Source organism: Streptomyces sp. NPDC048644, from assembly GCF_043199105.1.
Lineage (GTDB): Bacteria > Actinomycetota > Actinomycetes > Streptomycetales > Streptomycetaceae > Streptomyces.
Window position 1 is genome coordinate 1 of the sequence record NZ_JBICVO010000017.1, and the last position, 21,415, is coordinate 21,415.

General features: G+C 73.0%; 20 protein-coding genes. 17 read left to right on the forward strand and 3 right to left on the reverse strand.

Features of this window, described 5'->3' with window-relative positions; translation table 11 throughout:
- Positions 1 to 129, forward strand: a 129-nt coding sequence (locus ACGFNI_RS29460) for a methionine adenosyltransferase domain-containing protein (protein ID WP_393688023.1), incomplete at its 5' end; no start/stop codon positions are given.
- Between the two features lie 103 nt (positions 130 to 232).
- Positions 233 to 2,368: a primosomal protein N' gene (locus ACGFNI_RS29465; protein ID WP_393687741.1), complete on the forward strand. Its 2,136-nt coding sequence runs from the start codon at positions 233 to 235 to the stop codon at positions 2,366 to 2,368.
- Between the two features lie 94 nt (positions 2,369 to 2,462).
- On the opposite strand, the gene ACGFNI_RS29470 is transcribed toward ACGFNI_RS29465, so the two are convergent.
- Positions 2,463 to 3,005 (reverse strand): hypothetical protein, encoded by a 543-nt coding sequence (locus ACGFNI_RS29470; RefSeq protein WP_393687743.1) that lies wholly within the window; start codon positions 3,003 to 3,005, stop codon positions 2,463 to 2,465.
- Between the two features lie 307 nt (positions 3,006 to 3,312).
- On the opposite strand from ACGFNI_RS29470, the gene fmt reads away from it, so the two are divergent.
- From fmt to ACGFNI_RS29530, 12 genes are all read left to right on the forward strand, one after another.
- Positions 3,313 to 4,251 carry a methionyl-tRNA formyltransferase gene (gene fmt, locus ACGFNI_RS29475; RefSeq protein ID WP_393687745.1) on the forward strand — a complete coding sequence of 313 codons (939 nt, stop codon included), beginning with the start codon at positions 3,313 to 3,315 and terminating at the stop codon, positions 4,249 to 4,251.
- 132 nt (positions 4,252 to 4,383) lie between these two features.
- Entirely contained in the window at positions 4,384 to 5,817 is a 1,434-nt protein-coding gene (locus ACGFNI_RS29480) for an RsmB/NOP family class I SAM-dependent RNA methyltransferase (protein WP_393687747.1), read from the forward strand.
- A gap of 250 nt (positions 5,818 to 6,067) precedes the next feature.
- Positions 6,068 to 6,748: a ribulose-phosphate 3-epimerase gene (gene rpe, locus ACGFNI_RS29485; protein WP_393687749.1), complete on the forward strand. Its 681-nt coding sequence runs from the start codon at positions 6,068 to 6,070 to the stop codon at positions 6,746 to 6,748.
- A 202-nt stretch (positions 6,749 to 6,950) separates the two neighbouring features.
- Entirely contained in the window at positions 6,951 to 7,940 is a 990-nt protein-coding gene (locus tag ACGFNI_RS29490; RefSeq protein WP_393688025.1) for a sugar-binding transcriptional regulator, read from the forward strand.
- Positions 7,941 to 8,028: 88 nt separating this feature from the next.
- Positions 8,029 to 8,499, forward strand: coding sequence for a ribonuclease domain-containing protein (locus ACGFNI_RS29495; RefSeq protein ID WP_393687751.1), 471 nt, complete (start codon positions 8,029 to 8,031; stop codon positions 8,497 to 8,499).
- Positions 8,496 to 8,939: a barstar family protein gene (locus ACGFNI_RS29500; protein WP_393687753.1), complete on the forward strand. Its 444-nt coding sequence runs from the start codon at positions 8,496 to 8,498 to the stop codon at positions 8,937 to 8,939. Before ACGFNI_RS29495 ends, ACGFNI_RS29500 begins: the two co-directional genes overlap by 4 nt.
- A gap of 119 nt (positions 8,940 to 9,058) precedes the next feature.
- Positions 9,059 to 10,522, forward strand: coding sequence for a GuaB1 family IMP dehydrogenase-related protein (locus ACGFNI_RS29505; RefSeq protein ID WP_393687754.1), 1,464 nt, complete (start codon positions 9,059 to 9,061; stop codon positions 10,520 to 10,522).
- A gap of 381 nt (positions 10,523 to 10,903) precedes the next feature.
- Positions 10,904 to 12,376 (forward strand): amino acid permease, encoded by a 1,473-nt coding sequence (locus tag ACGFNI_RS29510; RefSeq protein ID WP_393687756.1) that lies wholly within the window; start codon positions 10,904 to 10,906, stop codon positions 12,374 to 12,376.
- Positions 12,377 to 12,386: 10 nt separating this feature from the next.
- Complete coding sequence (locus ACGFNI_RS29515; RefSeq protein WP_393687758.1) at positions 12,387 to 12,842, forward strand: Lrp/AsnC family transcriptional regulator; 456 nt, start codon at positions 12,387 to 12,389, stop codon at positions 12,840 to 12,842.
- Between the two features lie 109 nt (positions 12,843 to 12,951).
- On the forward strand, positions 12,952 to 13,896 hold the full coding sequence (locus tag ACGFNI_RS29520) for a LysR family transcriptional regulator (protein ID WP_393687760.1): 945 nt from the start codon (positions 12,952 to 12,954) through the stop codon (positions 13,894 to 13,896).
- Positions 13,897 to 14,003: 107 nt separating this feature from the next.
- Positions 14,004 to 14,813 carry a carbon-nitrogen hydrolase family protein gene (locus tag ACGFNI_RS29525; protein WP_393687762.1) on the forward strand — a complete coding sequence of 270 codons (810 nt, stop codon included), beginning with the start codon at positions 14,004 to 14,006 and terminating at the stop codon, positions 14,811 to 14,813.
- Between the two features lie 90 nt (positions 14,814 to 14,903).
- The gene (locus ACGFNI_RS29530; protein WP_393687764.1) at positions 14,904 to 16,595 is read left to right on the forward strand and encodes a flavin monoamine oxidase family protein; all 1,692 of its coding nucleotides are present in this window, start codon (positions 14,904 to 14,906) and stop codon (positions 16,593 to 16,595) included.
- 29 nt (positions 16,596 to 16,624) lie between these two features.
- On the opposite strand, the gene ACGFNI_RS29535 is transcribed toward ACGFNI_RS29530, so the two are convergent.
- Positions 16,625 to 17,557 carry a TIGR03619 family F420-dependent LLM class oxidoreductase gene (locus ACGFNI_RS29535; RefSeq protein WP_393687765.1) on the reverse strand — a complete coding sequence of 311 codons (933 nt, stop codon included), beginning with the start codon at positions 17,555 to 17,557 and terminating at the stop codon, positions 16,625 to 16,627.
- Between the two features lie 73 nt (positions 17,558 to 17,630).
- The gene (locus ACGFNI_RS29540; RefSeq protein WP_393688027.1) at positions 17,631 to 18,296 is read right to left on the reverse strand and encodes a DUF5995 family protein; all 666 of its coding nucleotides are present in this window, start codon (positions 18,294 to 18,296) and stop codon (positions 17,631 to 17,633) included.
- A gap of 271 nt (positions 18,297 to 18,567) precedes the next feature.
- Here ACGFNI_RS29540 and ACGFNI_RS29545 point away from each other — a divergent pair, with 271 nt between their 5' ends.
- From ACGFNI_RS29545 to ACGFNI_RS29555, 3 genes are all read left to right on the forward strand, one after another.
- A complete protein-coding gene (locus ACGFNI_RS29545; RefSeq protein ID WP_393687767.1) occupies positions 18,568 to 19,020 on the forward strand; it encodes a phospholipase in 453 nt (150 codons plus the stop codon).
- A gap of 278 nt (positions 19,021 to 19,298) precedes the next feature.
- The gene (locus ACGFNI_RS29550; protein WP_393687769.1) at positions 19,299 to 20,684 is read left to right on the forward strand and encodes a uracil-xanthine permease family protein; all 1,386 of its coding nucleotides are present in this window, start codon (positions 19,299 to 19,301) and stop codon (positions 20,682 to 20,684) included.
- 237 nt (positions 20,685 to 20,921) lie between these two features.
- Positions 20,922 to 21,410 carry an acyl-CoA thioesterase gene (locus ACGFNI_RS29555; RefSeq protein ID WP_393687771.1) on the forward strand — a complete coding sequence of 163 codons (489 nt, stop codon included), beginning with the start codon at positions 20,922 to 20,924 and terminating at the stop codon, positions 21,408 to 21,410.
- The last annotated feature ends 5 nt before the right edge of the window (positions 21,411 to 21,415 follow it).

Sequence of the window (21,415 nt, forward strand, 5' to 3'; positions counted from 1 at the left end):
GACCTGGACCTGCTCCGCCCGATCTACGCGCAGACCGCGGCTTACGGGCACTTCGGCCGCGAGCTGGACGACTTCCCCTGGGAGCGCACCGACCGCGTGGACGAGCTGCGGAAGGCGGCGGGGCTGTAATCCCGCTGCGACCCGGCACCGCATGACGAACGGCCTCGGACCTGATGGTCCGGGGCCGTTCGTCATGCGCCGCTGTCAGTGGCGTCTGCTAAGACTGGATGCTGTGAGCAGGGAGAACGGGTGTCCGGGGGCGGAAGCGGGTGCGGGTGAGCAGTTGGCCCTCATCCGGGAGAGCGTGCGGGAGACCAAGGCGTCGCGGGCGAAGCCGCGGACGTGGCGGGGGGCCGAGCTGGCGGCGGAGCTGCCGGTGGCGCGGGTTCTGGTGGACAAGGGCCTGGTGCACCTCGACCGGTACTTCGACTACGCGGTGCCCGCCGCCATGGATGCCGAGGCGCAGCCCGGGGTGCGGGTGCGGGTGCGGTTCGGCGCGGGGGAGAAGGGGGGCAGACGTGAGGGCGGCAGGCTGGTCAGCGGGTTCATCGTGGAGCGCGCGGCGGAGAGCGACTTCCGGGGGGTGCTGGCGCCGCTCGCGCAGGTGCTGTCGTCCGAGCGGGTACTGACGCCCGAGCTGCTGGCCCTGTGCCGTGCCGTCGCCGACCGCTACGCCGGCACGCTCGCCGACGTCGTGCAGCTCGCGGTGCCGCCGCGCAGGGCACGCGCCGAGGCGAAGGCATCACCGGCCCCCTTGCCGCCCAACGAGCCACCGGACTCCGGGAGTTGGGAGCGGTACGGCGCGGGGCCCGGGTTTCTGGAGGCGCTGGCGCGGGGGGACGCGCCGCGGGCGGTGTGGACGGCGCTGCCGGGGCCGACCTGGCCGCAGGAGCTGGCCCGTGCGGTGGCGGCGGCGCTGGCGTCGGGGCGCGGCGCGCTGGTGGTGGTGCCGGACGGGCGGGCCGCGGCGCGGGTGGACGAGGCGCTCGGCGAGCTGATCGGGGCGGGGCGGCACGTACTGCTGACCGCGGACGCCGGGCCCGAGGAGCGCTACCGGCGGTGGCTCGCGGTGAGCCGTGGCGCGGTGCGTGCGGTGATCGGGACGCGGGCGGCGATGTTCGCGCCGGTCGCCGACCTGGGTCTGGTCGCACTGTGGGACGACGGGGACGCCAGCCACAGCGATCCGCACGCCCCGCAGCCGCATGCCAGGGAGGTGCTGATCCAGCGCGCGGTGGGGGAGCGCGCCGGGTTCCTGCTCGGCGGGCTGAGCTGCACGGTCGAGGCGGCCCAACTGGTCGAGACGGGCTGGGCGCGCCCGCTGGCCGCCGAGCGCGAGCGGGTGCGGGCCGCCGCCCCCCGGGTGCGGACGGTCGGGGACGGCGATGAGGCGCGGGATGCGGCGGCCCGCGCGGCGCGGCTGCCGACGATGGCGTGGCAGGTGGTGCGCGAGGGGCTCAAGCAGGGGCCGGTGCTCGTCCAGGTGCCGCGGCGTGGCTACGCCCCCCGGCTGGCCTGCGAACGCTGCCGGGCACCGGCCCGCTGCCGGGCCTGCGCGGGCCCGCTGGAGTCGCGGGACGCCGGTGAGTTGGCGTGCGCCTGGTGCGGTCGCCAGGAGCCGGACTGGCACTGCGGGGAGTGCGGCGGCGCCCGGCTGCGAGCCCAGATCGTGGGCGCCCGGCGGACGGCGGAGGAACTGGGCCGGGCGTTCCCCGCGGTCCCGGTGCGGACGTCGGGCCGCGATCACATCCTGGCGACGGTGCCCGACGCTCCCGCCCTGGTCGTGAGCACGCCGGGCGCCGAACCCGTGGCCGATGGTCCCGGGTACGCCGCCGCGCTGCTGCTGGACGGCTGGGCGCTGCTGGGCCGGCCGGACCTGCGGGCCGGGGAGGAGGCGCTGCGCCGCTGGCTGGCCGCCGCGTCCCTGGTGCGCGGCCAGGAGGCGGGCGGCACGGTCGCGGTGATCGCGGAGCCGACGCTGCGGCCGGTGCAGGCCCTGGTGCGCTGGGATCCCGTCGGGCACGCGGTCCGTGAGCTGGCCGAGCGGGCCGAGTTGGGCTTTCCGCCGGTCTCCCGGATGGCGGCGGTCGCCGGCCGTTCCGAGGATGTCGTGGAGCTGCTCCGGGCCGCCGAACTCCCGCCGGGGGCCGAGGTGTTGGGGCCGGTGCCGCTGCCGGTCGCGGATCCCGGCCGGCCGCGGCGGCCCGGCGATCCGCCACCGGGCGAGTCGTGGGAGCGGGCGCTGGTGCGGGTCAGACCGGGCCAGGGCGCGGCGCTGGCGGCGTCCCTGAAGGCCGCCCGCGCGGCGCGCCTGGTCAAACGGGAGGGGGAGGCGGTGCGGGTGCGGATCGATCCGCCCGATCTCGGGTGAGGTGACACCGCGGCGGCCGGGAACCCGGTGGCGGGGGAGGGGGCCCGGCGCTCTCGGCGTGGGTCCGGCCTTGGCGTGGGCCCGGCGGCGCGCGTCAGCCGTTGCGCGGGCCGGGGAAGGCGCCGGGCCGGGTTTCGTCCCGGGCGCCGGGCGAGGACTGCGCGGGCATCGCGCGGGCGGCGGGGACGGACGGCTTGCCGGGCAGGCCGGCCACGGTCACCGGGCGGGCCGCGGGTGTTTCGGGCGAGCGGGGAGCCGGTTCCCCGCCGTCGGCCGCAGGCTGGGCGCCGGCCCGGCGGCCACCGTAACGGCGGTGCACCGCCTGCTTGGTGACGCCGAGCGCAGAGCCCACGGCGTCCCAGGAGAAGCCGAGCGAGCGGTCGAAGTCGACGGCGGCGGTGACGAGTGTTTCGACGCTGTCCCGCAGCTCCTGGGCGAGGCGCACGGTGGGGGCGGGCGCGCGCCCGTAGACGACGAAGCCCGCGGAGGGCCCGGTGCGGCGCGGCCGGTAGACGTTGCCGAGCTGTGCGGTCAGGGTGCGCAACGCGTCCACCTGCCGGCGTACCCGCTCGATGTCGCGCACCAGGAGATGCAGGCTGGCGCGCGCCTGGGCGTCGTGGGTTGCGTGGTCGGCCATGGGCAAGCCTCTCGAACCGGCGTGGAAAAGGAAGGATGAAGACGACTGGGCCGTCCGGGCGGCCCGGTGGTGGGTCAATGCTGTTTGACCAACGCGGCAGCAGCGGATCGGGTCACGGTGTGGGGGCGTACGAGCTTGTGCGCGGGGCGCGGCCGGGTGCGTACGCCCCCGCGCGGAAACCGCCCGCGACCTGCGGCCCGCGCGCTCGGCCCGGCTGCGTGCCAGACGCCGCAAGCCAGGCAGGACTTGCGGGCACGTCCTAGACTGATGCGTCGTTCCGCAGCGTGTGAGAGGTAGTGCGCCACCCATGAGGCTCGTCTTCGCCGGTACCCCCGAGGTCGCCGTACCCGCCCTGGATGCCCTGATCGCCTCGGACCAGCACGAGGTCGTCGCCGTCGTGACCCGGCCCGACGCCCCGGCCGGCCGCGGTCGGCGGCTGGTCGCGAGCCCGGTCGCCGAGCGTGCCGAAGAGGCGGGCATCGAGGTGCTCAAGCCCGCGAAGCCGGGGGACGAGGACTTCCTCGCCCGGCTGCGCGAGATCGCACCCGACTGCTGCCCGGTCGTCGCCTACGGTGCGCTGCTGCCGAAGGCCGCCCTCGGCGTCCCCGAGAAGGGCTGGGTCAACCTGCACTTCTCGCTGCTGCCCGCCTGGCGCGGCGCGGCGCCGGTGCAGCACGCGGTGCTCGCGGGCGACGAGGTGACCGGCGCTTCGACCTTCCAGATCGAGCGGGGCCTTGACTCCGGTCCTGTCTACGGCGTCCTGACGGAAGAGGTGCGCCCGACGGACACCAGCGGCGACCTGCTGACCCGGCTGGCGTTCGCCGGCGCGGGGCTGCTCGTCGCGACGATGGACGGCATCCAGGACGGCACCCTGCACGCCGTCCCGCAGTCGTCGGAAGGCATTTCCCTCGCGCCCAAGATCGAGGTCGAGGACGCGAAGGCGGACTGGTCGGCGCCCGCCCTGCGGGTGGACCGTCTGGTGCGCGGCTGCGCCCCGGCCCCCGGCGCCTGGACGGTGTTCCGCGGCGAGCGTCTGAAGCTGATGTCCGTGGCGTCCGCAGGTCCCGACGCCGATCTGCACCTCGCGCCCGGCGAGATCGCCGCCACGAAGAAGGCCGTGTACGTCGGCACCGGCAGCCACGCCGTGCAGCTCCTCTGGGTCCAGCCGCAGGGCAAGAAGCCGATGCAGGGCGCCGATTGGGCGCGCGGGGTCCGTATCGAGGCCGGGGAGCTGATGGGCGAGTAGCGGGCCGTCCGGGCGGGGCCGGGGCGGCGGGGCGGGTGACCGGCCGTCCGTCCCCGTCCCCGCGCGGGCCCGCGCGCCGCTCCGCGTACGCTGGTCACAGACCTCTCTTCTCGTATCCGGAGCACCTTTTCTGTGAGCCAGCAGCCGCACCGTCGCCCCAGCAAGCCCTACCGCCGCCCGCAGAAGGACCCGGTCAGGATCCTCGCGTTCGAAGCGCTGCGGGCCGTCGACGAGCGGGACGCCTACGCCAACCTCGTCCTGCCGCCGCTGCTGCGCAAGGCGCGCGAGAGCGCCGACTTCGACAGCAGGGACGCCGCGCTGGCGACGGAACTGGTCTACGGAACGCTGCGCCGCCAGGGCACCTACGACGCGATCATCGCGCAGTGCGTGGACCGTCCGCTGCGCGAGGTCGACCCGCCGGTGCTCGACGTGCTGACGCTCGGCGCGCACCAGCTCCTCGGCACCCGGATCCCGACGCACGCGGCGGTCAGCGCGAGCGTGGAGCTGGCCAGGGTCGTCCTGGGCGACGGCCGGGCGAAGTTCGTCAACGCCGTGCTGCGCAAGATCGCCGCCACCGACTTCGACGGCTGGCTTGAGCGGGTCGCGCCGGACTACGACGAGGACCCCGAGGACCATCTCGGTCTCGTGCACGCCCATCCGCGCTGGATCGTCTCGGCCCTGTGGGACGCGCTCGGCGGCGGCCGGGCGGGCATCGAGGACCTGCTGGAGGCGGACAACGAGCGGCCCGAGGTGACGCTGGTGGCGCGCCCCGGACGGTCCACCGCGCAGGAGCTGCTGGACGCCGTCGGCGAGGACAGCGGTCTGCCGGGGCGCTGGTCGCCGTACGCGGTACGGCTCGCCGAGGGCGGCGAGCCGGGCGCGCTGGACGCGGTCCGTGAGGGGCGCGCCGGGGTGCAGGACGAGGGCAGTCAGCTGGTCGCCGTCGCGCTGGCCAACGCGCCCGTCGAGGGCAACGACCGCGCCTGGCTGGACGGCTGCGCGGGCCCCGGCGGCAAGGCGGCGCTGCTGGCCGCGCTGGCGGCCGAGCGCGGCGCGGCCCTGCTCGCGTCCGAAAAGCAGCCGCACCGTGCCCGTCTGGTCGCCCGCGCGCTGGAGGGCAACCCCGGCCCCTACGCGGTGATCGCCGCCGACGGCACCAGGCCCGCGTGGCGCCCCGGCTCCTTCGACCGGGTGCTGGTGGACGTGCCGTGCACCGGCCTCGGCGCGCTCCGCAGGCGGCCCGAGGCGCGCTGGCGGCGCCGGCCCGACGACCTGGAAGGCTTCGCGCCGCTCCAGCGCGAACTGCTCCGCCAGGCGCTGGCGGCGGTGCGGGTGGGCGGCGTCGTCGGCTACGCAACGTGCTCCCCGCACCCGGCCGAGACCCGTGCCGTCGTGGACGACGTGCTCAAGGGGCACGGCGGAGCACCCGTCGAGGTCGAGTGGATCGACGCCCGCCCCCTGATGCCCGGCGTCCCGGCGCTCGGCGAAGGACCGGATGTCCAGCTGTGGCCGCATCTGCACGGTACGGACGCGATGTACCTGGCACTGCTGCGCCGGACGGCCTGAGGGGCGGTCCCTCACCCCACGCCACGGTCCGCTCGGCCGGTGTCAACGGCCTTGTGGGCAGCGTGTGTTGCCCGGTGCGTCCGGACGTCGGACGGTGGTGCCGAGGCTGCCGGGCGCGTGGATCGGGCCGGGGAAGGGGCAGGGGAAGCGGATCCGCCTCCCGCGTCGGCCCCGGGGGCATCAGGAAGCGGGTGGAAGGGGCCCGGGAGCCCGCTGCGAGGTGGCCGCTCGGGCAGGCCATACTGGTTGCATGGCCTTGATCAACCCCAGCATCCTGTCCGCGGACTTCGCCCGGCTCGCCGAGGAGGCGAAGGCGGTCGAGGGCGCCGACTGGCTTCATGTCGACGTCATGGACAACCACTTCGTACCGAACCTCACGCTCGGCGTGCCGGTCGTCGAATCGCTCAGCAAGGCGACGGACACCCCGCTCGACCTGCACCTGATGATCGAGGACCCGGACCGCTGGGCGCCGCAGTACATCGAGGCGGGGGCGGGTTCGGTGACCTTCCACGCGGAGGCCGCGGCGGCGCCGGTGCGGCTGGCGCGGGAGATCAGGGCGCAGGGCGCGCGGGCGTCGATGGCGCTCAAGCCGGCCACGCCGATCGAGCCGTACGAGGATCTGCTGCCCGAGCTGGACATGCTGCTGATCATGACGGTGGAGCCGGGATTCGGCGGCCAGGCGTTCCTGGACATCATGCTGCCGAAGATCCGGCGGACCCGTGAACTGATCTCGCGGCACGGCCTGGAGCTGTGGCTCCAGGTGGACGGCGGGGTCTCGGCCTCGACCATCGAGCGGTGCGCCGAGGCGGGCGCGGACGTGTTCGTGGCGGGCTCCGCGGTCTACGGCGCGGACGATCCGGCCAAGGCGGTCCGTGACCTGCGTGAGAAGGCCGACGCGGCGACGGCGGCGAGCTGGGGCTGCGCCCACTGATCCGGTGGGCGGGGCGCGTCCGGCTCGTCCCGCTTCTTTCATCCTTGCCCCGCTCCCGGTTGTCCACGGCGCCACCCCGCGTTCACACCCAAGGGGTGGTCGTGGTCCCCGTCGGCCCCGGGTTTCTGAAAGGATGAGCAAAGACTCGATCAGATGCGCAACAGGGGAGATTTTCGTGGTAGCCAGCCGCCCGCAGTCCGGTATGGGCCCCGCCGAGCTGGTGCAGGCCGCGGCCATGGCCCGCCGCTTCTATCTGGAGAGCAAGTCGAAGATCCAGATCGCGGAGGAGTTCGGCGTCAGCCGGTTCAAGGTCGCCCGGGTGCTGGAGACGGCCCTGGAGCGTGATCTCGTACGGATCGAGATCCGGGTGCCGTCCGAGCTGGACGCCGAACGCTCCGACGCGCTGCGGGCCCGCTACGGCCTGCGGCACGCGGTCGTCGTCGAGTCGCCGGCCGACGCGTCCGAGGACGCGGCCGACCCGGAGAACCTCGGCGAGGTCGCGGCCGACCTGCTCGGCGAACTGGTCGCCGAGGGCGATGTGCTGGGCCTGGCCTGGGGCCGGTCCACCATTCACATGGCGGCGGCGCTGCACCGGCTCCCGCCGTGCACCGTCGTCCAGCTGACCGGCGTGTACGACGCGGGCACCGCCGACCGGGGTTCGGTCGAGGCGGTGCGCCGGGCGGCCGACGTCTCCGGGGGCGAGGCGCACCCGATCTACGCGCCGATGCTGCTGCCGGACTCGGCGACCGCCGCCGCGCTGCGCGGCCAGACCGGCATCGCCAGGGCCTTCGACTACTTCGACAAGGTCACCGTCGCCTGCGTCTCCATCGGCTCCTGGGAGCCCGGTGTGTCGACCGTCTACGACATGCTGGGCGAGGACGAGCGCGAGCACTACGCCTCGCTCGGCGCCGCCGCCGAGATGTCCGCGCACCTCTTCGACGCCGACGGCCGCCGGATCGGGCGCGATCTGGGCGAGCGCTGCATCACGGTCGAGGCGGACCGGCTGCGCCGCATTCCCGAGGTCGTCGCCATCGCGGGCGGTCGGCGCAAGGCGGCGGCGATCGGCGCGGTGCTCCGCTCCGGACTGGTGACGAGCCTGGTCACGGACACCGCGGCGGCCGACCACCTGCTGCTGGAGACCGGCCCCGGGCCCCGCCCCGCCCTGGACCGCGCGGACCCCGACGGGGTGTGACGCCGGGGCCTGGACGCCGGATCGGGGCGGGTACCGCGCTGCCGCCACCGGCGCGCAGCGCGGCCACCGCTGTGACAGCATCGGCGCCATGATGATCCGTTCCGCCCCACGTACGGCCACCGCCGTCATCGGTGCGCTCCTCGCCGGTCTGCTGCTGGTCCTCACGGGATGTTCGACGGGCGGTGCGGGCAAGGGGAGTCCGGGCGCGCCAGGACCTTCCGGTACGGCCGCCTCCGCCACCCGGTCGCCCGGCGGCTCCGGCGCACCGTCCTGGGCGCACGGCATGCCTGTCGTCCCCGCGTCGGGACTGCCGAGCCAGGCCAGGGACACGCTCCGGCTCATCGACGCGGGCGGGCCCTTCCCGTACCCGAAGGACGGCACGGTCTTCGGCAATTACGAGCGGCTGCTGCCCCGCCAGACGCGCGGTTACTACCACGAGTACACGGTCCGCACCCCGGGATCGCGGGACCGCGGCGCGCGCCGGCTGATCACCGGTGACCGGCACGAGACGTACTACACGGACGATCACTACCGGTCCTTCAAGGCGGTGCTCCGATGACGGGTTCCGTGCCGGCGCCGCTGGTGGCGGTGCTCGACGGCAGCACACCTCCCGGGGTGCTGTCCTGGCCCGCCGAGCGGCCGGTCGCCGACGCGCTGGCCGCGGCGGCCGACGCGGGCTGGAGCGGCGCCGCGCTGGATCTCGAAGGCGCCGCGGACAAGGCGGAGTTCCTGGACCGCTGTGCCCGCGCGCTGCGCTTCCCCGACTGGTTCGGCGGCAACTGGGACGCGCTGGCCGACTGCCTCACCGATCTGTCCTGGTGCCCGGCGGGCCATGGCCGGCTGCTGGTGGTCACCGGCTGGCAGTCCTTCGCCGCCGCCGCTCCGCAGGACTGGAGCGTGGTCGAGAACGTACTCGCCGACGCGGTGGCGTACTGGCGCGGCACGGACACCGGGCTCGCCGTGATCCTGGCCAGGGGCCCGTCGCGGCGGGAGCGCTGAGAGCGGTGTCCCGGGGTGCGGACGGCGGCGCGAGTGACCGTTTGTCGCATCGCACAGGACGCCCCGACGAGTAGTCGGATGATCGCATCACCGCAGGTGGTGACCCGTATCCTGGCGGTATGCGATTCCTGAACCCGAAGAACGGTGCCCTCGAAGAGTGTTCTTCGGTGCCGTACGACCTGACGTACGACGACGTGTTCATGGTGCCCGGCCGCTCGGCCGTGGGCTCCCGGCAGGGCGTGGATCTGTCCGCGCCGGACGGCAGCGGCACCACCATTCCGCTGGTGGTCGCCAACATGACCGCAATCGCCGGCCGCCGGATGGCCGAGACCGTCGCCCGCCGCGGCGGGCTCGTCGTCATCCCGCAGGACATCCCGATCGACGTCGTCACCGAGGTCGTCACCTGGGTCAAGCGCCGGCACCTGGTCCTGGACACGCCCATAGTGCTGTCGCCGATCGCGACCGTCGCCGACGCCCTGTCGCTGCTGCCCAAGCGGGCGCACGGCGCGGGCATCGTCGTCGAGGGCGGCCGGCCGGTCGGTGTGGTCACCGAGCACGACCTGGCGGGGGTGGACCGCTTCACCCAGGTCTCCGAGGTCATGAGCCGGGACCTGCTGGTCCTGGACGCGGACATCGACCCGCGGGAAGCCTTCAACCGCCTGGACGCCGCCAACCGCAAGCTGGCCCCCGCGGTCGACGCGGACGGCATGCTCGTCGGCATCCTCACCCGCAAGGGCGCCCTGCGCGCGACCCTCTACACCCCGGCGACGGACGCCGACGGCAAGCTGCGCATCGCCGCCGCCGTCGGCATCAACGGCGATGTGGCGGGCAAGGCGAAGGCGCTGCTGGCCGCCGGTGTCGACACCCTCGTCGTGGACACCGCGCACGGTCACCAGGAGTCGATGATCAGCGCGGTCAAGGCCGTACGGGCGCTGGACCCGCAGGTGCCGATCGTGGCCGGCAACATCGTCGCCGCCGAGGGCGTGCGCGACCTCATCGAGGCCGGCGCGGACATCATCAAGGTCGGTGTCGGCCCCGGCGCGATGTGCACCACCCGCATGATGACCGGCGTCGGCCGCCCGCAGTTCTCCGCGGTGCTGGAGTGCGCCGCCGAGGCCAGGAAGTACGGCAAGCACGTCTGGGCCGACGGCGGCGTACGGCACCCGCGCGACGTGGCGATGGCACTGGCCGCCGGTGCCTCCAACGTCATGATCGGCTCGTGGTTCGCCGGCACCCTGGAGTCGCCCGGCGATCTCCAGCACACCGCCGACGGCCGTCCGTACAAGGAGAGCTTCGGCATGGCTTCGGCCCGCGCGGTGCGCAACCGCACGAGCGAGGAGTCGTCGTACGACCGGGCCCGCAAGGCGCTGTTCGAGGAGGGCATCTCCACCTCGCGGATGTTCGTCGACCAGGCGCGCCCCGGCGTCGAGGACCTGATCGACTCGATCATCGCCGGTGTCCGCAGCTCCTGCACCTACGCGGGCGCCGCCTCGCTGGCGGAGTTCGCGGAGAAGGCGGTGGTCGGCGTGCAGAGCGCGGCCGGCTACGCCGAGGGCAAGCCGCTGCACGACAGCTGGAGCTGATCCGCAGCCCCGTACCCGCATGGCGCAGGCCCCGCACCGGAGCGATCCGGTGCGGGGCCTGCCGCATGTGCGGGGCCTGCGGGGGCGTCCCGCTGTCCGGCGGGCGGTACGGCGTACGGCCGCCGTACGATCGGACGGTGGGCGCGCAACGAACGACCGCCCGCCGCTCCGGTGCGCAACGATCGTCCGTGGTTGCGCAAGGAACCTGCATTACGGCAGGTCAGCGCCGGGCCGTAAGGTCAAGCGCTGTACGTGGAGTGGCGGGGACCGCCTGCTCGGCGGTCTCCTGCTGCGGGGTGTTTCGTCGCGCCCGCATGCCGACCGCTGCCCGGTCGCCGTCATCCGGACCATCTGACCGGCAGCGATAAAGGAGCCACCCCAGTGTTGGACCACGGCGCAGCCCCACCCGCAGGGGACAGCGACCCACGGCGGCCCTCCTCCGGGGGTCTCGGCACCCGGCTGATGCGGCGCAAGCCCGTCGAGCGGCTGGTCGCCGAGGGCGGTCAGGGCGAGGGCGGCACGCTCCGCCGCACGATGGGCATGTGGCAGCTGACCATGATCAGCATTGGCGCCACGCTCGGTACCGGCATCTTCGTGGTCCTCGGCGAGGCCGTCCCCAAGGCGGGGCCCGCCGTCATCATCGCGTTCGTCATCGCCGGCATCACGGCCCTGTTCTCCGCGCTGTCCTACGCGGAGCTGGCCGGCACCATCCCGGTGTCGGGGTCGTCCTACTCCTACACGTACGCCACCCTCGGCGAGCTGGTCGCCTGGGTCTGCGGCTGGTGTCTGATCCTGGAGTACGGCGTCTCGGTCGCGGCCGTCGCGGTCGGCTGGGGCCAGTATCTGAACGAGTTCCTGGCCGGCACGATCGGGGTCACCATCCCCGACACGCTCTCCCAACCGCCGGGCCACGGCGGCATCTTCAACCTGCCGGCGCTGCTGGTCGTGCTGCTCGCGATGGTCTTCCTGCTGGGCGGCGCCAGGGAGAGCGCCCGCGCCAACACGATCATGGTCGCGGTGAAGATCGTCGCGCTGCTGCTGTTCTGCGGCGTCGCCCTCCAGGGCGTGAAGTCCGGCAACTACAAGGACTTCATGCCGATGGGCATGGCGGGGGTCAGCGCCGCCGGGGCCACGCTGTTCTTCTCGTACATCGGCTTCGACGCGGCGTCCACGGCGGGTGAGGAGGCCAAGAATCCGCAGCGCGACCTGCCGCGCGCGATCATGCTCTCGCTGGTGATCGTCACGACGCTGTACTGCCTGGTCGCCGCGGTGGCCGTGGGCGCGCTGCCCTGGAAGAAGTTCGCCGGCTCCGAAGCCGCGCTGGCCGGCATCCTCAAGGACGTCACAGGCCAGGACGTCTGGGCCGTCCTGCTGGCCGCGGGCGCCGTCGTCGCCATCGCCAGCGTCGTGCTCACCGTGCTCTACGGGCAGACCCGCATCCTCTTCGCGATGTCCCGGGACGGCCTGGTGCCGAAGGCGTTCTCCAAGGTGCACGCCAAGTCCGGCGCCCCCCGGGTGAACACCGTCATCGTCTCGCTGTTCTGCGGGGTGCTCGCCGCCGCCGTGCCGCTCGGCCAGCTCGCGGACGCCACCAGCATCGGCACCCTCTTCGCGTTCGCGCTGGTCAACGTCGCGGTGATCGTGCTGCGCCGTACCCGGCCCGGCATGAAGCGCTCCTTCCGTACGCCGCTCTCGCCGCTCTTCCCGGCGATCGGCTTCGTGCTGTGCGTCTACATGATGGGCAGCCTGGGCGTCGTGACCTGGGTGGTCTTCGGCATCTGGATGGCCGTCGGCCTTGTGGTCTACTTCGGTTACGGCTTGCGCCGGTCCCGATTGGCCACGGCAGAGAAGTGATCCACCCGCAGTGCGACTGAACGACCTCGACGAACGCATCGTCCACGCCCTCGCCGAGGACGCCCGGCGCAGCTACGCCGACATCGGCCAGGAGGTAGGGCTCTCGGCGCCCGCCGTCAAACGCCGGGTGGACCGGCTGCGGGCCGAGGGCGCCATCACGGGATTCACGGTACGGGTCGACCCGGCGGCGCTCGGCTGGAAGACCGAGGGCTACATCGAGCTGTACTGCAGCCGCAACACCTCGCCCGAAGCGATCCACCGCGGCCTGTCGCGCTATCCGGAAGTGGCGTCCGCCTCCACCGTCACCGGCGAGGCGGACGCCATCGTCCAGGTCTTCGCGGCCGACATGCGCCACTTCGAGCGGGTGCTGGAGCGGATCGCCGGCGAACCGTTCGTGGAGCGCACCAAATCGGTGCTGGTCCTCTCGCCGCTGCTGCGCCGCTTCAGCTCGGGTACGCCGGGCTGAACCCGCAGGTCACGGCCGCGGCGCCGCAGCAGATCCCGGCCGCGGCGCCACACCTGGGAAGCTGGAGCCCCGCCGAAACGATCTCCAGGACAAGGGGGGCCGCCACCCGATGACGCGCGACCCGCACATCGACCTCAATCTGCTGACCGCACTGGACGCCCTGCTCGAAGAGGAAAGCGTCTCCGCAGCCGCCGACCGGATGGGGCTTTCGGGGCCCGCCATGAGCCGCACCCTGGGCCGTATCCGCCGCGCCCTGGGCGATCCCGTCCTGGTCCGCGCCGGGCAGCAGATGGTGCCGACGCCGCGTGCCCTGGAGATCCGTGCCGAGGTGCGGCGGCTGGTCGAGGCGGCGCACGGGGTCTTCGCGCCGCCCGCGCCGGTCGATCCGGCACAGCTCGACCGGGTCTTCACGATCAACGCGAACGACCTGCTCATCACCACCGTGGGCCCCGGCCTCGTCGCCCGCATCGCCCGCGAGGCACCGCAGGTGGTGCTGCGCTTCATCGGCGAGAGCCACGTCGATCTCCCGCTGCTGCGCGACGGCGCCGCCGACCTGGAGCTGGGCGTCATCGACAGCCGCGAGCCCGAGGTCGTGACCGAGCCGCTGTTCGCCGACCGCGGGGTCGCCGTGGTGCGCGACGGGCATCCGCTCACCGAGGCCCGCCTCACCGTCCGTCGTTTCGCCGACGCCCCGCACCTCAACTTCTCCCGTCGCGGCCGGCTCACGGGACCGATCGACGCGGCCCTCGCCGACCTGGGGCTGCGCCGCCGGGTGATCGCCACCGTCCCGACCTTCGCGGCGGCGCTGCTGATGGTGCGGGACAGCGACGCGGTCGGCCTCTCCACCGAACGGCTCGGCGCCGCGGCGGCCCGGGGCCTGGGACTGCGGACCCTGGAGATCCCGCTCGGCCTCCCGCCGATGCCGATGGCCATGGCCTGGCATCCGCGGCAGGACGCGGACCCGGGACACCGCTGGCTGCGCGACCTGGTGCGCGAGGTGATGACGGCCGCTGCCGGTGCGCCCCCGCAACGAATCGCCGCTGAGCGGCCATAACGCGCAACGAATCGTCCAGCCACGCGCAACGGTGCCGCCTTGTCCCCGGTGATCAGCGGCCCGTACCGTCAAGGCGTCCCACCACAACCGTCCCGCCGAGGGGTCTCATGTCGTCGCTGCGCACCGCCCTGCTCCAGAGTTCGGGCACGCCGGGCGATACCGCGTACAACCTGCGGATCCTCGAGGACGCGGCGCGGGACGCGGCGGCATCCGGTGCCGGACTGCTCGCCTGCCCCGAGATGTTCCTCACCGGCTACGCCATCGGCGACGGCGTCCACCGGCTCGCCGAGACCGCCGACGGCGCGAGCGCGGCGGCCGTCGCCCGGATCGCCGCCGACCACCGCCTCGCGATCCTCTACGGCTACCCGGAGCTTGACCCCGACCCCGGCAGCGACGCGGTCTACAACTCCGCCCAGCTGATCGGCCCGGACGGCGCCCGGCTCGCGAACTACCGCAAGACGCACCTCTTCGGCTGTTTCGAGCGCGAGTGGTTCACCCCCGGCGCGCAGCCGGTCGTCCAGGCGGAGCTGAACGGCCTCCGGATCGGCCTGCTGATCTGCTACGACGTGGAGTTCCCCGAGAACGTCAGGGCGCACGCGCTGGCCGGCACCGATCTGCTGCTGGTGCCCACCGCGCAGATGCACCCCTTCCAGTTCGTGGCCGAATCCATCATTCCGGTGCGTGCCTTCGAGAGCCAGATGTACGTCGCGTACGTCAACCGGGCCGGCGTGGAGGGCGAGTTCGAGTTCGTCGGACTCAGCTGTCTCGCCGGGCCCGACGGCGTCGTACGCGCCCGCGCGGGCCGCTCGGAGCAGCTGGTGCAGGCCGAGGTGGACGCCGCCTTCCTCACCCGGTCGCGGGCGGACAACCCGTACCTCGCCGACCGGCGCCCCGGGCTCTACGGCTCGCTCGCCTGACCGCAGCCCCGCACCTCACCACCCCCTTCCGGGCCGCCGCCCGCCCCCTCCCGCCTGCCGTCCGACCTGCCCGCAAGGAGTCCGTACCCGATGACGTCCACGGTGCCCACCGCAGCCCACCACGCGGATGCCCAGCCGCCGATCACCATGTTCGGCCCGGACTTCCCGTACGCCTACGACGACTTCCTCGCGCACCCGGCGGGCCTCGGCCAGATCCCGGCGACGGAGCACGGCAAGGAGGTCGCGGTCATCGGCGGCGGCCTCTCCGGCATCGTCACCGCCTACGAGCTGATGAAGATGGGCCTCAAGCCCGTCGTCTACGAGGCGGACGAGATAGGCGGCCGGCTGCGGACCGTCGGCTTCGACGGCTGCGACCCGTCGCTGACCGCGGAGATGGGCGCGATGCGCTTCCCGCCGTCCTCCACCGCCCTCCAGCACTACATCGACCTGGTGGGCCTGGAGACCCGGCCGTTCCCCAACCCGCTGGCGCCGGACACCCCCTCGACCATCGTCGACCTCAAGGGCGAGTCGCACTACGCCCGCACGGTCGACGACCTGCCCGAGGTCTACCACCAGGTCATGGACGCCTGGAACGCCTGCCTCGAAGAGGGCGCCGACTTCTCCGACATGAACCGGGCGATCCGCGAGCGGGACGTCCCGCGCATCCGCGAGATCTGGTCCCGCCTGGTCGAGAAGCTCGACAACCAGACCTTCTACGGCTACCTCTGCGACTCCACCGCCTTCAAGTCCTTCCGGCACCGGGAGATCTTCGGCCAGGTCGGTTTCGGCACCGGCGGCTGGGACACCGACTTCCCCAACTCCATCCTGGAGATCCTGCGGGTCGTCTACACCGAGGCCGACGACCACCACCGCGGCATCGTCGGCGGCAGCCAGCAGCTGCCGCTGCGCCTGTGGGAGCGCGAGCCAGGCAAGATCCTGCACTGGGCGCAGGGCACCTCGCTCGCCTCGCTGCACGGTGGCACGCCGCGCCCCGCGGTGACCCGGCTGCACCGCACCGCTGGCAACCGCATCACGGTCACCGACGCCGACGGCGACATCCGCACCTACGAGGCGGCCGTCTTCACCGCGCAGTCCTGGATGCTGCTGTCGAAGATCGCCTGCGACGACGCGCTGCTGCCCATCGACCACTGGACGGCGGTGGAGCGCACCCACTACATGGAGTCGTCCAAGCTGTTCGTCCCCGTCGACCGGCCGTTCTGGCTGGACACCGACGAGGAGACCGGCCGGGACGTGATGAGCATGACGCTCACCGACCGGATGACCCGCGGCACCTACCTCCTGGACAACGGACCCGACGAGCCGGCCGTCATCTGCCTCTCCTACACGTGGTGCGACGACAGCCTCAAGTGGCTGCCGCTGAACGCCAACGAGCGGATGGAGGTCATGCTGAAGTCGCTGTCGGAGATCTATCCCAAGGTCGACATCCGGCGGCACATCATCGGCAACCCGGTGACCGTCTCCTGGGAGAACGAGCCCTACTTCATGGGCGCGTTCAAGGCCAACCTGCCCGGCCACTACCGCTACCAGCGGCGCCTGTTCACCCACTTCATGCAGGACCGCCTCCCCGAGGACAAGCGCGGCATCTTCCTCGCGGGCGACGACATCTCCTGGACGGCGGGCTGGGCCGAGGGCGCCGTCCAGACCGCCCTGAACGCGGTGTGGGGTGTGATGCACCACTTCGGCGGCAGCACCGACGCCGCGAACCCGGGTCCGGGCGACGTCTACGACGAGATCGCGCCGGTCGAACTCCCGGAGGACTGACACCAGGGGGCGGCCCCTGTGACCGCCCCCTACAGTCCGGCCGCCCGCACCCCCGCGTACAGTTCGGCCGCCTGATCGGCGAGTTCGCCGCCGTCGGCGCAGTGCGCCTGGAGGTCGAGCAGCACCTCGTGCGCCCCGGCCTGTTCGGCTTCGGCCAGGTCCTGCACGATCTGGTCGAGGCTGCCGCTGTACGGGCGGCGCCCGGCGGCCGGCAGCGGCGCGCCGGTCGGCTCCGCCGCGACCCGCAGACAGACCGCGATCTCCGCCACGTCCCGGCCGTGCCGCTCGGCCGCCTCCGCCATCTTCCGCCGCTGGGACGCCAGTTGATCGCCCGTCAGGTGCGCGGGAAGCCAGCCGTCGGCCCGCCGGGCCACCCGCTCCAGCGCCCGGCCGCCGGCCGCCGCCAGATACACGGGGACCGGCCGGGCGGGTTTGGGCCCGATGTCGGACGGCGCGATCTCGGCGTAGCGGCCCGAGTACGCCACCGGATTCCGTCCCCAGACCGCGGTGCAGACGTCCAGCAGCTCGTCCAGCTGGGCCCCGCGGTCGGCGAAGTCGGTGACCTTGGCCGCGCGGTACTCGTCCTGCGACCAGCCGGTCCCGAACCCGGCCAGCACCCGGCCGCCGCTCGCCGCGTCGAGCGTCGCGAGCGTACGGGCCAGCGGGAACGGTGCGTGCAGCCCGGAGACCAGCACGCTGCTGCCCAGGCGCACCCGGCGGGTGACGGCGGCGGCCAGTGAAAGCGTCACCAACGGGTCGGCGCAGGAGTGGTAGTGGTCGAGCCAGGGGACACCCGCCGTGCCGTAGAGGCCGTCCAGCGGCGCACGCGGAAGCAGCGCCCGCTCGTAGACCCACACACTGTCGTATCCGGACCGTTCCGCAGTGCGCGCGACCTCCAGCACGTCGTGCCCGGGGTCGTACTGCGCCATCTGGGGCAGCCCCAGTCCCAGCCGTAGCGTCATGGGCGCACCCTACGGCGCCGGTCCGCCCGGCGGAACCGGCGCGGCCGTGCGCTGCACGGCCGGTGCGGAAGGCTCAGCCCAGCGGCGTCAGCAGGCAGCGGCCCACCAGACCGACGCTCGCGTCGAGCCGTTCGGCGAACTCGTCGGCGAACTCCGGCAGCCGGCGTGCGCCCCACAGCATCCGGGCCGCGGCCCAGGCGCCGTCCCTGGCCATCTCCAGGCTCCAGGAACCTGCCAGGTGGGTGAGCGGATCGGCGATGTCCAGGAGGTCGGGCCCTGGCATCAGGCGTTCCCTGATCCGCTCCTCAAGGCCGGTCAGGACCGTGCCGACGCGGTCGAAGTCCCCTTCCAGGTGGGCCGGTTCGCAGCCCAGGGCGTGACAGGTGTCGACCACGGCGAGCGCCAGGTCGTGCCCGATGTGGGCGTTGATCCCGGCCAGCGCGAACTGGAGGGGACGCACGCCGGGATGGCGTCTGAGCTGGAACAGCGGACGCCAGCAGGCCGGGGTGGGCAGTCCCGTGGCGGCGGCGTCCACCGCGGCGAAGTACCGCCGGGCGAACCGCAGATCCAGCTCGCCGGTGGCCGACGGGTCCTGGAAGGCGCCGCCCCCGATCCGCCGGTCCACCTCTTCGGTGACCGCCAGGTACACGCCGTTGAAGACGGCCACCCCGTCATCGGCGGGCAGCGCGGCGTCCAGCGCGCGCATCCGCGCCAGCGCCTGTGCCGCACCGCCGGCCACGTCGGCGGGGAGCCGCCGCGCCCGCTCCGCCCTGTCCGACGGGCTTTCGCCGCCGCGCTGCTGAGTAGTCGTCACCGGCTCAGCGTGGCACCTTGCGTGTGAACAATGCGGAGAGCCGTGTGGCTTTGACCGGATCGGGGTAATAACCGGCGCGCCCTCTTGTGGCTTTCGGCCGTTCAGCGAGCGCAACAGACCTTTGAGAACCGCATACTTTCGGCGTCCCGGGAAGCGTTCAACGGACAACGCGGCGCCGAATTCCGGAGGTTGCAGTATGTCCCGAAGACTCGCCGCCGCACTGACCGCACCCCTCTTCGGCCTGAGCGCGATGCTGGCCGCCGCCGCTCCCGCGCAGGCCGTACCCGCCGACAAGCCCCGGATCCTGAAGACCTGGACGGAGACCGGAGCGTCCAGCTACACCACCTGGGTAGCGGCTCGCGGAAACCAGTCGAAATGGTCCGCGTACGGATTCGACTGGTCCACCGACTACTGCTCCAGTTCACCCGACAATCCCCTGGGATTCCCCTTCCAGATCTCCTGCGCGCGGCACGACTTCGGCTACCGCAACTACAAGAAGTCGGGCGGCTTCACGGCGAATAAACCGCGGCTCGACAGCGCGCTGTACGCGGATCTCCGGCGGGTGTGCCTGCGCTACTCGGGCGCGTCGAAAGTCTCCTGCAATGCGCTGGCCTGGACGTACTACCAAGCCGTGAAGAAACTCGGCTGAAGAGGGCGGGCGGGGGAGTCCGAAGCGGGCGCGGGTCGCTGCCGCGCTTCCCGCCCCCGCCGTTCGCTCCGCCCCGCCCATTCGCTCCGCCCCCGCCATTCGCTCCGCCCCGGCCACGACTTCGCGCCGCAGCCTCCCTCGCGCCGTCGGCCGATGATCCATAGCAGCTCACGGGCGCCGGAAAACCCCTCGGGTTCGGTTTGTCCAGAAGCAATCGTTCGACTATGAATCACCTCGGCTCTGTGACGTGCAGGGCGTCGCGGATGTGGAGTGTGATCATGGCTGGTTTCGGGTGGAAACTGCACGGAGACGGGCGTCACCTGGAGCCGGGGGAGGTGGTCAAGCCCGGCGAACGCCTCACCTGGGGGCGGACGATCGGGCTCGGCGCCCAGCACGTGGTCTCGATGATCGGGGCGTGTTTCGTCGCCCCGGTGCTCATGGGCCTGGACCCCAGCCTCGCCCTCATGGCGTCCGGCGTCGCCACCGTGCTGTTCCTGGTGATGACGCGCGGACGCATCCCCAGCTACCTGGGCTCCTCCCTCTCGTTCGTGGGAGTGTCCGCGGTGATCGCGGGCCAAGGGGGTGATGCCGGCACCCTGACCGGCGCGATGCTCGTGGTGGGCGCGTGCCTGGCCGGCTGCGGCATCGCCATCCACGTGCTCGGGCCCCGGGTCATCCACGCGGTGCTGCCGCCCACGGTGACCGGCGCCGTCGTCATGCTCATCGGCTTCAACCTCGCGCCCGTCACCGCGTCCACCTACTGGCCGCAGGACCAGTGGACCGCGCTCGCGACGATGCTCTTCACCGGCCTCGCGCTCGTCGCCCTGCGGGGCTTCTGGTCGCGCATCGCGATCTTCCTGGGTCTGGTCTTCGGCTACGCGCTGTCCTGGGTGCTCGACCGCATCGCGGGCCCGATCCACTCGGTCAACGGCGCGGGCAAGCTGACCGACCACTGGCGGATCGACTTCTCCGGCGTGGCCAAGGCCGACTGGATCGGCGTCCCCACCTTCCACGCACCGAACTTCTCGGCCTCCGCGATCCTGGTCGCCCTGCCCGTACTGGTGGCCCTGGTGGCGGAGAACGCCGGGCACGTCAAGGCGGTCGGCGAGATGACCGGCGACTCGCTGGACGACAAGATGGGCATGGCGATCGTCGCCGACGGCACGGCCACGGTCCTCTCGACGGCGGTGGGCGGCCCCGCCACCACGACCTACGCCGAGAACATCGGTGTGATGGCGGCGACCCGCGTCTACTCCACCGCTGCTTACACCGCTGCGGCGGGCTTCGCGGTGCTCTTCGGCCTCTGCCCGAAGTTCGGCGCGGTGGTGGCCGCGATCCCCGGCGGTGTGCTGGGCGGCATCACCGTCATCCTGTACGGGATGATCGGCCTGCTCGGCGCGCAGATCTGGGTGCGCAACAAGGTGGACTTCACCGTGCCGCTGAACCTCATCCCCGCGGCGGCCGGCATCGTCATCGCCATCGGCGGCGTCTCGCTGAAGTTCACCGACACCTTCGAACTGAGCGGCATCGCTCTCGGCACGCTCGTCGTGCTCACCGGCTACCACGCGCTGCGCTGGCTCTCCAGCGCGGCCGGTCAGCGCCGTACGCCCCTCCTCGACGCGGGGACCAGCGATTACGACGGATCCGCAGGCAAGGACGACTGAGGCGCTCCGCGGTCCCCGGCACGGCGGGGACCGCGAAGGCGGCGTGGCCGTGCCGGGGCCGCGGACGTCCCGGGCAAAAACATTCTGAGCAGCCGCTTAGGATGGTTTCGTTCTGTACTACTTGCACCACCCGTACCAACGGCTGCGTCCGTCGGCCGGTGAGCTGTGCCTCACCGGCCGACGGCGCTCCGCGCGCCCCGCACGGCAGCCGTACCGAGCACTTCAGGAGCACCACCCGTGAGCGTCGAACCCCGCCAGGCCGCGAGCCCCGTCCCCTACGGGCAACTGGTCCCCGTCACCGTCCACTTCGACGACCTCGACGCGCTCGGCATGCTCCACAACTCCCGCTTCCCGCTGCTGGCCGAGCGCGCCTGGGCCGCGTACTGGGAGGGTCACGGCTTCACCTTCGACGGCGACTGGTCGGCCGCGGGCGACATGTGCAACGTCATCAAGGAGATGCGGATCTCCTACGAGCGCCCCGTCACCGGCGCCGGCCGTTACGCCGCCCACCTCTGGGTCGAGCGCGTCGGCCGCACCGGTCTGACCTACGGCTTCCGGATCTGCTCGGCCGACGGCACCGAGACCTATGCCCGCGGCCACCGCGTGCTGGTCCGCGTCGACCCGCAGGCGCTGCGCCCCACCCCCTGGTCGGACCGTGCCAGGACGATCACCGCCGGGCTGCTGCGGAGCCCGGAGCCGTCCGAAGCGGCCGACGCCGCGGCGTGACGGAA